Annotated in this window: 7 protein-coding genes; 6 read left to right on the top strand and 1 reads right to left on the bottom strand. The window is 45.4% G+C overall.

What is annotated here, in order from left to right:
* The first annotated feature begins 74 nt into the window (after window positions 1-74).
* The 4 genes from dapB to DW896_RS14100 all read left to right on the top strand — a co-directional run bounded on the left by dapB (window position 75) and on the right by DW896_RS14100 (window position 3,981).
* Window positions 75-839 carry a 4-hydroxy-tetrahydrodipicolinate reductase gene (gene dapB / locus DW896_RS14115; protein WP_005833852.1) on the top strand — a complete coding sequence of 255 codons (765 nt, stop codon included), beginning with the start codon at window positions 75-77 and terminating at the stop codon, window positions 837-839.
* A 6-nt stretch (window positions 840-845) separates the two neighbouring features.
* Window positions 846-2,339: a signal peptidase I gene (gene lepB / locus DW896_RS14110; RefSeq protein ID WP_119993374.1), complete on the top strand. Its 1,494-nt coding sequence runs from the start codon at window positions 846-848 to the stop codon at window positions 2,337-2,339.
* Window positions 2,336-3,271, top strand: coding sequence for a signal peptidase I (lepB, locus tag DW896_RS14105; protein WP_117703735.1), 936 nt, complete (start codon window positions 2,336-2,338; stop codon window positions 3,269-3,271). The genes lepB (DW896_RS14110) and lepB (DW896_RS14105) overlap by 4 nt, the downstream gene beginning before the upstream one ends.
* An 89-nt stretch (window positions 3,272-3,360) precedes the next feature.
* Window positions 3,361-3,981 carry a WbqC family protein gene (locus DW896_RS14100; RefSeq protein WP_119993372.1) on the top strand — a complete coding sequence of 207 codons (621 nt, stop codon included), beginning with the start codon at window positions 3,361-3,363 and terminating at the stop codon, window positions 3,979-3,981.
* A 440-nt stretch (window positions 3,982-4,421) separates the two neighbouring features.
* On the opposite strand, the gene DW896_RS14095 is transcribed toward DW896_RS14100, so the two are convergent.
* Window positions 4,422-7,307, bottom strand: a complete 2,886-nt coding sequence (locus tag DW896_RS14095) for a hypothetical protein (protein ID WP_035447626.1) — start codon at window positions 7,305-7,307, stop codon at window positions 4,422-4,424.
* A 285-nt stretch (window positions 7,308-7,592) separates the two neighbouring features.
* Between DW896_RS14095 and DW896_RS14090 the strand changes: the two genes are divergently transcribed.
* Together DW896_RS14090 and DW896_RS14085 are read left to right on the top strand one after the other, a co-directional pair.
* A complete protein-coding gene (locus DW896_RS14090) occupies window positions 7,593-9,404 on the top strand; it encodes a glycoside hydrolase family 2 protein (RefSeq protein WP_016272112.1) in 1,812 nt (603 codons plus the stop codon).
* Between the two features lie 183 nt (window positions 9,405-9,587).
* Window positions 9,588-12,626 carry a TonB-dependent receptor gene (locus tag DW896_RS14085; protein ID WP_119993369.1) on the top strand — a complete coding sequence of 1,013 codons (3,039 nt, stop codon included), beginning with the start codon at window positions 9,588-9,590 and terminating at the stop codon, window positions 12,624-12,626.
* Window positions 12,627-12,646 lie beyond the last annotated feature (20 nt).

Genomic DNA, 12,646 nt, shown 5'->3' with positions numbered 1-12,646 from the left:
GCACAAATGTAAGAAAAAGATTATCTTTGCGACCTATAGTTTGTTGATAAACTAAATAAAAACAGATAGAAACAATGAAAATCGCATTAATCGGCTACGGAAAAATGGGCAAGGAAATCGAGAAAATAGCCCTTGGCCGCGGACACGAAATTGTAAGCATCATCGATGTCGACAATCAGGAAGACTTTGAATCGGCAGCCTTCAAGAGCGCCGACGTTGCCATAGAGTTCACCAACCCCATGGTTGCATACAATAACTATATGAAGGCATTCCGCGCCGGGGTCAAACTGGTATCCGGCAGTACGGGCTGGATGGCGGAACATGGAGACGAAGTGAAGAGACTTTGTACCGAAGGCGGCAAGACACTGTTCTGGTCGTCCAACTTCAGTCTGGGAGTAAGCATATTCTCTGCCGTCAACAAGTACCTCGCAAAGATAATGAACCAATTCCCTGCCTATGATGTGACAATGAGCGAAACGCACCACATCCACAAGATGGACGCTCCGAGCGGAACGGCCATCACGCTTGCCGAAGGTATTCTGGAGAATCTCGACCGTAAGGACAAATGGATAGAAGGAACTTTCCAGGCTCCCGACGGAACCGTTTCGGGCTCTACGGAATGTGCAGCCAATGAGCTACCCATAAGTTCTATCCGCGAAGGAGAAGTACCGGGCATCCACAGCATCCGCTACGACTCCGAAGCCGACAGCATCACTATCACCCACGATGCCAAGAATCGCAGGGGATTTGCCTTGGGAGCTGTCCTTGCTGCCGAATATACCGCCAAGCACGAAGGTGCTTTGGGAATGAGTGACTTGTTTCCATTTTTAAAAGACTAAAACATCATGAGAAAAGCAACACGCACCCAATGGATTAAATTCAGTATAGTCACCTTGCTCTACCTTGCCTTTCTGGTTTGGGTAAAAAGCTGGCTGGGACTGATTGTACTACCCTTCATTTTTGACATCTACATCAGTAAGAAGATACCCTGGGGGTTCTGGAAGAAATCGGAGAATCCTGCCGTACGCAGCATCATGAGTTGGGTGGATGCCATCGTATTTGCGCTGGTAGCCGTCTACTTCGTAAATATCTATGTGTTCCAGAATTACCAGATACCGTCTTCCTCACTGGAGAAATCCTTGTTGGTAGGCGATTTCCTTTATGTCAGCAAGATGAGCTATGGCCCGCGCGTACCGAATACGCCGCTTTCCATGCCGCTGGCACAACATACACTACCGGTATTCAACACCAAGTCGTACATCGAATGGCCCCAATGGGAATACAAACGTGTACCGGGCTTCGGCAAAGTGAAACTGAACGACATTGTGGTGTTCAACTTCCCGGCAGGCGACACGGTAGCCACCAACTTCCAGCAGACAGACTTCTATACCCTTGCTTACGAAGAAGGAAAACGCGCGTATCCCAACAAGGTGAATATGGACAGCCTGACACGCAAGCAGCAACGTACCGTCTATGATTTGTACTACAATGCCGGACGTAACCTCATCCGTTCCAATCCGAGAATGTACGGTGACATTGTCATACGCCCCGTTGACCGTCGTGAAAACTATGTAAAACGTTGCGTAGGCCTGCCCGGCGATACGTTGCAAATCAAGAAAGGACAAGTATACATCGACGGCAAAGCCATTGAGAACCCTACAGAAATGCAATTCAACTACTTTGTACAGACAACGGGACCTTATATCACCGATGATATGTTCCGTGAACTGGGCATCAGCAAAGAGGACCAGACACTGATGACCGACGGTCTGGGCTGGGAAGAGAATCTGATTGAAATGGGATTGGACCGCCGGGATGCCCAAGGAAGACTGGCACCGGTCTATCATCTTCCGCTTACCAAAAAGATGTACGAGACCCTTTCAGGCAACAAGAAACTCATCAGTAATATTATCATCGAACCGGGAGAGTTCTCGGGACAGATGTATCCGCTGAACCTTTACACCAAATGGGACCGCAATAACTACGGTCCAATCTGGATTCCCGCCAAAGGTGCCACCATCAAGCTAACCGAGGATAACCTGCCCATCTACGAACGCTGCATCGTTGCCTATGAAGGCAACAAACTGGAAGTCAAGGAAGACGGCATCTACATCAATGGTGAAAAGACCGACTCCTATACCTTCAATATGGACTACTACTGGATGATGGGCGACAACCGCGACAAGTCCGCTGACTCCCGTTACTGGGGCTTTGTGCCGGAAGACCATGTCGTAGGAAAGCCTATCGTAGTATGGTTGTCACTGGACAAAGACCGAGGCTGGTTTGACGGTAAGATACGCTGGAACCGGATATTCAAGTGGGTGGACGGCATTAAATGAAAAAAGGGTGTAAGATAGCAATCACAATAGTTGGAGTGGCACTCGTCGTGGTGCTGCTTCGGGGTTGTGTGGCAACTTCCTATCTTATCCCCTCTTCCGGCATGGAGAACTCACTGTATCAGGGTGAACGTATTCTTGTAAACAAGTGGAGCTACGGTCTGCGGCTTCCTTTCATGAAGTTATGGGGATATCATCGCTGGGCGGACAGTCCGGTGCAGAAAGAGGATATTCTTGTATTCAACAATCCTGCCAATCTTTCAGAACCCGTGATTGACCGACGGGAAGTCTTTATCAGCCGTTGCATCGGTACTCCTGGAGATACCTTGCTGATAGATTCGCTTTTTTCAGTGATTCCTTCCGAAAAGAATGCACCCGACCAGAAGTTTCTTTATTCTTACCCCAGTCAACGGGAACAACAGTTGGATTCATTGCTTTCCATCCTTTCCATCGCTCCCAACCAACTATTGGGACAGGACTCAATAAAGAATATACGTAGTTTCAGCCGCTATGAACACTACTTGCTGGAACAAGCCATGAACGGGAATTGCTGGATAGAACCGATTGTCAAGGAAGACTCCATGGAGATGTTGAAACCTCTGATAATCCCCAGCAAAGGCAAAGCCATACGCGTATATCCGTGGAACAAGACTTTGTTGCGAAACACCCTGGTACTTCACGAAAAGAAACAAGCCGAAATCAAAAACGACACCCTTTATGTGGAAGGCAAACCCGTGCAACACTGCCATTTTACCAAAGACTACTACTGGGTAAGTGCCAACAATGCCATCAATCTTTCGGACTCCCGTCTTTTCGGTTTCGTCCCCGAAGACCACATCATAGGCAAGGCATCTATCATCTGGTTCTCCAAAGAAAAGGGAACAGGACCTTTCAGCGGTTACCGATGGGGCAAGATATGGAAAAGAGTGGAATGACAAACAAATGAAAGAATAAAAATGAAAATACAAACAATGAACAGTAGCTTCAATCGTAAATCGCAAATCATCTAATCGTAAATATACTGATGAAAACAGTTTTTCTTTCTTCCGCCTATTTGGCTCCCATAGAATATTATACCAAATTGCTGGCATACGATAAAGTATTCATCGAACAGCATGACCACTATATGAAGCAGACTTACCGCAACCGCTGCACCATTGCCGCACCGGACGGCGAGTTGGCACTTTCCATCCCTACCGTAAAGCCGGATAGCCTAAAATGCCCGATGCGCGATATCCGTATCTCCGACCACGGTAACTGGCGGCATCTGCACTGGAATGCGCTTGAATCTGCCTACAACCACACTCCTTTCTTTGAATATTATAAAGACGACTTCCACCCTTTCTATGAAAAGAAGTATGAGTTTTTAGTCGATTTCAACGAAGAACTTTGCCATCTTATCTGTTCTCTGATAGACATACAGCCCGATATGGCACGCACCACCGAATACCGGACTGAATTCACTCCGAATGAAGCGGATTTCCGCGAACGCATCCATCCTAAGAAAGACTTCCGACTGGAAGACCCTGAGTTTTCTCCCAAACCCTATTACCAGGTCTTTCAGGAGAAGCACGGCTTTCTGCCTAACCTGAGCATTGTAGATTTGCTGTTCAATATGGGGCCGGAGAGTTTGTTGATGTTGTAGGTTACTTATGGGAATTAGGGGTTGAATTAGTTCATTTCTAAACGGGTTTGAGATAAATGTCAGTATCACGAGGGGACAAGTTGACAAGGCAACAAGCGCCTTGCGGTATATCATTTACTTCATTTCTGCCCCGTTATGAACCGGGAAAAGAGCCGAATAGCAATCTGCATTATTTACAAACAACACAGATTCAAGAAACAGTAGCATACTGAACCTAATTCAGTCGTATAGTGAATAGGGCTCAGTCGTATAGTGAATGCAGCACACCAGAATAACACTGATAATCAAGAAGTTGCAAAAAACACAGTCAAAACCTTGATAAATTACAACAAATTATCAAAATATCATTGTGCTCATTTCGTAGCGGGATTGAACACAGAGGTACGAAGTATCCACCTCCCCTTTAGGGGATTCGGGGAGTATTCAACCCCTGCTTCGCATCACTTATTGAACCTCTGCAAGAACTCCGCCAGGTTCTCCCCTTCTTCCAGGCCCAGCTTTTTCCGAAGGCGATAACGGCTGATTTCCACTCCGCGCAGAGAGATGTTCAGCAAGGGAGCTATCTCTTTGGAGAGCAGGTTCATCTTGATATATGCACAGAGCAGTTTATCCTTGTTGTTCAATTCGGGATATGCCTCTTCGAGTTTTCTGAAGAAGTCGTGGTACACAGAGTCAAAGGTGCTTTGGAAAGCCTGCAAGTCGTCATCGTGCTCAATATTCGTTTCAATCTGTCCCAGTAGCCGAAGTGTTTTACGCCGGAGGGAAACCAAGTTTTCTTCACTGATGGAATGGGAAATGCCTAATACTTCTTTCTTGATACCCATCAGCATCTCATTCTTGCGCACAATATTCAAGGTAGTACGGATTAGTTCTTCTGATTTATGGCTTAACTCTGCCTGCAAGTTCTCCTCTTTCAGTGAGTCAATCTTCTGGTCTTTCAATTCACTCTCTTTCTTGAATTCTTGTTTCTGCCTGTAGAGCTCCAGCTCTTTTTGCATCAACAGATGCTTCCGGCTGACAGCTATGCGATAGGCTATATAATATAGTAGTAAACCCACAGCGACTGCATATATCAGGTAGCTCCACCAGGTGCGATACCAAGGGGGCAAGATTTCAAATGAGAACGAAGTCATTACCAACTCCTGGTCTTTATCGGTCATCAATTTTACGCTAAACACATACTTACCTTCATGCAGACCCGTAAATTCTTTAATAGTATTCTCACTGTACTCGTTCCATTCTCCCCTTTCGCTCCCCTCGCTCAAGCGATAGGAAAAAAGAGCCGATTGGGATGCATCGTTACTGTTCACATTATACTCTATGCGGAGGGAGTTGTGTTTATAGGGAATAGTGACAAGAGAATCTGTGTAATGATAGCTACGCCCGTAAATCAATGAGTCGCGTCGTCCTGTGAGATATACACGGCGTATCTGTAGAGATAGCTTTTCCTTACCCACAGCCGTCGATGAAAAGCGTACCAGGGAAAAACCTTCTTCCGTTCCCACCACAGCTTGCCCGTCATATACATTTACATGCTCATAGTTCTCTATCAAAGAGCCCTTCAAGAATGTGTCATGAGGCAATTTTGAATAGGTATTCTTCACAGCATCGTAGCGCAACAACTTGAGAGCTTCACCTGAAACGTACCATATATTATGGGCCATATCCATGGTGAGATAACTGTAAGCGGCTTTCCCGTCCAACATATTTTCCAACTCATGATATTCTTCCAGACTATCCGTGGCTTGATTGTAGCGCCACAACCCGTAATGTGACACTGCAACTGTTTCACTGTTTACCTGCGTCAGAAATATATCATAACCGGAAGGGAAAGCGCTATGGTTATACTTTTTCAAACTTACCACTTCCTGCAAATCATCCGACAGAATCAAGCGGCAGACACCTCTGTCCTTATTTGTCACCCATAACGCATTACCCGAACTTTCAGCCATTAGGCTTTTTGCAGCATAAGTGAAATTCTTAAGCCGGAAAGCAGGCTGCCAACGCCCGGCCACTTTTTTCAGTAAATGCAACCCACTATATTTACCATAAGTACCCGCAATCAGCACATCCGGGCGACCGTTCAAAGGGACAAGGCTCCTGACACCTTTTATACCATCCAAATGCTCCATCTTATCGCCGTCTATCACAAAGACACCGTTGTCCGAAGCACAGAACAGCTTACCGTCATAGTTTAGGAAAGACCACATCTGTCCACCGGTTCCGGGAACAAAAGTCATCGGTATCTCTTTGTTCAGTTCAGTGGATGGTAGTGTTGTATAAAGGCCTTGATTGGAAGCCAGATACAACTTACCCTGATAAACGATAGAAGAATATCCGGACCCAATGACCGGTTTATTACCATATAGAGAAGAAACGGGCGAACTCAAATGTACACAGTCAATGCCATTATCCAGCCCCAACCAAAGGTTGTTCAGCGCATCGAAAGACATACTGAGCACTGTTTTGTTCTGCAATCCACTATTAATGGAAATCACATTCATTTCATCCTTTTCCAAATCAAGCAAACAAACCCCATCCTGCACAGAGCCAAGTGCCAGCAAAGACTGGTTAAGAGCAGCACAAAACACACGATTGTGCTGCATAAAGCTATCTGCAACACTATTGAACTTCTGCACCGTCTCGCCATCATAGATAAAAAGGCCGTTGTAACGGGTGGCTATCAGAATCTTGCCACTATAGGGTAATAGTCCCGATACCCTGCCCAGCATCTCCGAACCCGGCACCAAACTGAACTTCTTTCCATCCATCACCAGAACTCCCTCGGCCGCACCGATATAGAACTTATTATATAAAATGGCCGACGTATAAATCTCACCCGGATACTCCAAGTATTCCAACTTATTATTTTCCCAGTAGAACAAACTACGGTCTGATTGGAAATAGATTCTCTCTTTATCCTGCAATATGTTCCATATCACGCCAACTATTGAATTCGGGGGCAAATTATCCGAAAGGCATGTATAGTCCAATCCGCCCAGCCTGTTTGGAGTGAAATAACCGAACCACCCGATTCCACCGATATAAATCCGTCCGTCATTCCCTATTCTCATGGCCCGCGCCTTTGCATTACGTATAGGGTAAAGATTCCAGCTTGCACCGTCAAATTCGAGTAAACCGTTACTATTGGCCACATACATCCAACCGTTATCGTGTTGCTGTAACATCCAGTTTTGATTACCTGCCTTATAAGTATGGCGGGTATAGTTCGTTACCGGGCGTTGCCATCCTGCATTCAACTGCACCGACAGCAATAACAAAAGGGTAAGTATAAAATAGGACTTGCTTTTCATAGCGGTCAACATTTGCGTTTATGAAGCAAAGATAACTCCTTTACTCTAAAGTAGTATTCCACCACATCATCTTTAACAGTTTTATTCAGAAGAAGCATACTTGAAAGAAAACGTACTTATAACCAGCACCTTACAACATTCGTGAGAAAGTAATGATGTAGTCAAAACCGGCATTTGATGTAATTATGATGTAGCCGATTTCGGAATACGAATGCCTCATACCTGTATATTTGTCATTACTCTACAGAAGAATGCATGGAAATCGTTCTTCTTAATTTTAAATCAAAATATAGTAGTATGAAAACACTCTTGAAGAACAGTCTGACTTTTCTTTTGATGCTGATGCCGGTATTGGCTTTCGCCCAGCAAGCACCTCAGATAATGAATGTCAGCGCACGCCAGACGACATCCCTCGACGGGCAGTGGAAAACAATTGTAGATCCTTTTGAAAACGGCTACTACGATTACCGTCTGAAACCCTATGACGGAGGTTATGCCCAGGACAAGACTTATTCCGACAAGACCAAGTTGCAGGAATACGACTTTGAAACGGATAAACTGCTGTTTGTTCCCGGAGACTGGAACACACAGCGTCCGCAATTGTATTATTATGAAGGAACCGTATGGTACCGCAAACATTTTGAATACTCCTTGCAGCCGGGCAAGCGCCTTTTCCTAAACTTCGGAGCTGTTAATTACGAGGCTATCGTGTGGCTGAACGGCAAACGTCTGGGAAGGCACATCGGCGGGTTTACTCCTTTCAACTTTGAAATTACCAACCTCCTGAAAGAAGGCACGAACAGCCTCGTGGTCAAGGTGGACAACAAACGCCTGCCCGAAGCTGTGCCCACGGTCAATGCAGATTGGTGGAACTTCGGTGGAATAACCCGTCCCGTCACTCTGATAGAAATGCCTGCAACCTATATACGCGACTATTACGTACAGTTGGCAAAGGATGACAAGAACATGATTGAGGGCTGGGTGCAACTGGAAGGTTCTGACAAGGAACAGAAGATAACACTGGATATTCCCGAACTGAAAGTAAAGAAAGAAGTCACGACCGATGCCAACGGGTATGCTTCATTCCTAATAAAAAGCAAACCTATACTCTGGACTCCGGAGAATCCGAAATTATATGCCGTGAACCTGGCTTCCGAAACGGATAAGGTTTCTGATGAGATAGGTTTCCGCACGATTCGCACGGAGGGCATCAAGATATTGCTGAATGACAAGGAAATCTTCTGCAGGGGTATCAGCATCCACGAAGAAACTCCCTATTACAGTGGTCGTGCTTACTCAAAAGACCATGCCCACACATTGCTGAGTTGGGCAAAGGAACTGGGATGCAACTTTGTTCGCCTGGCCCATTATCCCCATAATGAAGAGATGGTGCGCGAGGCCGAACGTATGGGCTTCCTTGTATGGTCCGAAATTCCCGTGTATTGGACGATTCACTGGGAGAACAAGGATACTTACCAAAATGCGGAGCAACAATTGTGCGACATGATTGCCCGCGACAAGAACCGTTGCAACATCATCATCTGGTCTATTGCCAACGAAACTCCGCACAGCGAGACGCGTCTCACGTTCCTCTCTAATCTGGCAAACAAAGCAAGAAGCCTCGATAGCGTCCGCCTAATTGGCGCAGCTATGGAGAAGGAAGAAGTACAGCCGGGTGTTCTGACGGTAAACGACCCGTTGGGAGAGCTATTGGATATCATCAGCTTCAACGAGTATGTGGGCTGGTACGATGGCGACTCTGAGAAATGTGACCGCGTGAACTGGACATTCGATACTCAGAAACCGGTATTCATCAGTGAACTCGGAGGCGGTGCTTTGTACGGGCGCCACGGCTCACCCAAAGAACGCTTCACGGAGGAGTATCAGGAAGATTTGTATATCCGCCACGTGAACATGTTGAAACGTATTCCGGGACTTGCCGGCACTACTCCGTGGATATTGAAAGATTTCCGCTCACCGCGCCGCCATGTACCCGAGATTCAGGACGACTTCAACCGTAAAGGACTGGTTTCTGACAAAGGACAGAAAAAGAAAGCATTCTTTGTTTTGCAGAAATGGTATAAAGAATTAACCGAAGCATATAAATAGCTCACAACAAGACCTCATTAATAACTCTAAAAAAGAAAGGACGCCTATGAAGTAACACCTATGAGAATACACTTTCTTTATAGGAAGCAGCTCAACTGTTTTCTGTAGAGAGAAAGAAGATGAAGGTTATCATCTTCACATGAAAATTAACCTTTAATTTATTCATTCAAAATTAAGTCTAATATGAAACATTTTTTGGTATTCCTATTACTCTTTATTGGTATCGGAAGTGTCACGGCACAAAATGCCAGAATTACCGGTACAGTAAAAGATAACACAGGAGAGGCGGTTATCGGTGCTAATATAAAAGTAAAAGACAGCACCGGCGGCACAATCACAGACATCGACGGACATTTTAACATTGAAGCCTCATCTAATGCAACTCTTGTAGTATCTTTCATCGGATACATTACTCAAGAAGTACCCTTGAAAGGTAGAACCAATGTAGTAGTAACCCTCTCGGAAGACTCTCAAACACTGGATGAGGTCGTTGTAGTGGGTTATGGAACTCAGAAGAAAGTAAACCTGACCGGTTCTGTTGCAGCAGTAAAAGTCGATGAAAAGATTGCCAGCCGTTCCATCACAAACGTATCTTCCAGTCTCTCGGGTTTGGTGCCGGGATTGGTAGTGAGCCAAACAACCGGTTTTGCAGGTGGAGACGGTGCTTCGCTGAAAGTACGCGGTTTGGGTTCCATCAACAATTCTGACCCATTGATTGTAGTGGACGGGATGCCGGATGTAGATATCAATCGTATTAATATGAACGATATTGAAAGCATCTCAGTCTTAAAAGATGCAGCTTCGTCAGCCGTTTACGGTTCGCGTGCAGCCAACGGTGTTATCTTGATTACCACCAAAGGCGGTTCTAAAGAAGCCAAATCCAAAGTGACTTATAATGGTTCTTATGCCTTATCAAGCCCCGTAGAGTTTTACGACTATTTAGCCGACTATAGCCGTGCACTGACCATGCAGATGCGCTCTGCTGCCACAGGTAACAAATCGACCAGTTTCCAGCAGGGTACGGTAGAACAATGGATGGCCATGGGCTTGGTAGATCCTATTCTTTTTCCGAACACCGACCAATATGACGAAATGTTCCGTACCGGTGCCATCATGAACCATACGGTTTCAGCCTCCGGCGGCAACGATAAGATAAATTTCTATACTTCACTCGGCATCATGGACCAGGAAGGTCTGCAAATCCATAATGACTACAGCCGTTATAACATGCGTTTGAACGTGGATTATAAGGTTCGTGATAACGTAAAAATAGGTATCAGAACAGATGGTAGCTGGTCAGAGCGCCAGACACCTCGCGGCGCAGGTTTGGAAACTGCAGGTTTAAAATATGTCATCTCCGGTATTTTGAACAAGCATCCTGAAACAGGTGAATACGGCGGTGCCATGGCTTATGGAGAATCTGCTTCTGCCGGTAATGCTGTTGCCGAATACGAAGCTTATCGCACAAATACTTCCCGCAAAGAATTTAATGGAAACGCTTACTTGGAATGGGAACCGCTTAAGGATTTGAAGTTGAACGTCAGTTACGCTTTGCGCTATTATAACCAGTTCAGCAAAAGCATCCAGAATGTGGTGAACCAGATGAACTTCCAGACCAACAGTATAGCCCGCACCATGCCGGATACAGGTGATATCATCAGCAATTCCAATAACGAAGGTCATAAGACTTTGTTCCAAGGACGTATCACTTATGAAAAGGAAATCTTCAAAGGGCATCATATTTCCGCCATGTTCAATGCAGCCGAAGAATACTGGTTCCAACGCAACATGGGTGCAGGACGTAAGAACCGTTTACACAACAGCCTTGAAGAACTGGATGCAGCTTCCAAGGAAGTACAGACCAACGACGGTAAATCCGAATCCGAAGGTTTGCGTTCTTTCATAGGGCGCATCAACTATACATTATTTGATAAATACTTGTTTGAATTCAACTTCCGTTCCGACGGTTCTTCCCGCTTTGCCAAAGGACATCAATGGGGTTTCTTCCCATCAGCTGCTGTAGGTTGGCGTGTTTCGGAAGAAGCCTTCTTCGCCCCGTTAAAGAAAGCAATCAGTAATGCCAAGTTCCGTGCTTCTTACGGTTCTCTGGGTAATAACTCCGGAGTAGGACGTTACGAACAAAAAGAAACAATGGGAACTACCAATTATATTGTTGGAAACAACGGTCTTGCAACCGGATTCAGTGCCAATAAGATGATTAACCAAGACCTTTCTTGGGAAGAAACCCGTGTCATCAATATAGGTTTGGACTTAGGATTCTTCAACAACCGACTGACTGCGGAACTCGACTGGTACGACCGTTTCACCACCGGTATGATTCGTGGTTCCAGCATATCTTCGTTATTAACCGGTTATTCGGCACCGAATATCAATGTGGCCGACCTGCGTAACCGCGGTATTGAAGTGAATCTGAACTGGCAGTCCAGTATTCGCAAATTCGAATACAGCGTCAATGTAAACGCTTCTTATAACGTAAATAAGCTGGAGAAATGGGGTGACTATCTGAACCGTGGGTGGATTATGCTCGACATGCCTTACCACTTCCTCTATATATATGAAGCTTATCCGGGTTTGGTGCAAAGCTGGAATCAACTCTACAATGCACCCTATCAAGGAGATGCCTACAACGCACCGGGTGACATTATCCTCAAAGACTTGAATGGTGACGGTAAAATCAGTGACCTTGATAAGAAAGCATACACCGACAAATACCGCGATACCCCGATGGGACAATTCGGTATTACTTTGACCGGAGCCTACCAGGGTTTTGATATCCAGGCTTTGTTCCAGGGTAACTACGGACGTTCTGATGTATGGTTGGATGATTTGAACAATACCAAGATACCGGATAACCGTTATGCATTCCAACAATTCCATTGGAGTGATTCTTGGTCGTTAGACAATCGTGGTGCCTCCCTACCCCGTCTGCTGAATGGTAGCGGCGGTAACAAGAACCGTGAAGAAAGTACATACTGGGCTTATAATACCAACTATTTCCGTTTGAAGAACTTACAGGTTGGTTATACCGTTCCCGAACGTTATATGCAGAGAATCGGTTTCAACCGTGCACGTATCTACTTATCCGGTGAGAACCTCTTCACTTTAACTCCCTGGAAAGGTATCGACCCTGAAAAGCCTCATGGAAACGACCTATACCCATTGGTTAAAACCTACTCAATCGGTTTGAATATAGAATTCTGATAACTCAACAAATAAGAAAG

This window comes from Bacteroides sp. AM41-16 (assembly GCF_003603495.1).
Taxonomy (GTDB): domain Bacteria; phylum Bacteroidota; class Bacteroidia; order Bacteroidales; family Bacteroidaceae; genus Bacteroides; species Bacteroides uniformis.
This window is presented reverse-complemented; position numbering and strand designations above follow the sequence as displayed.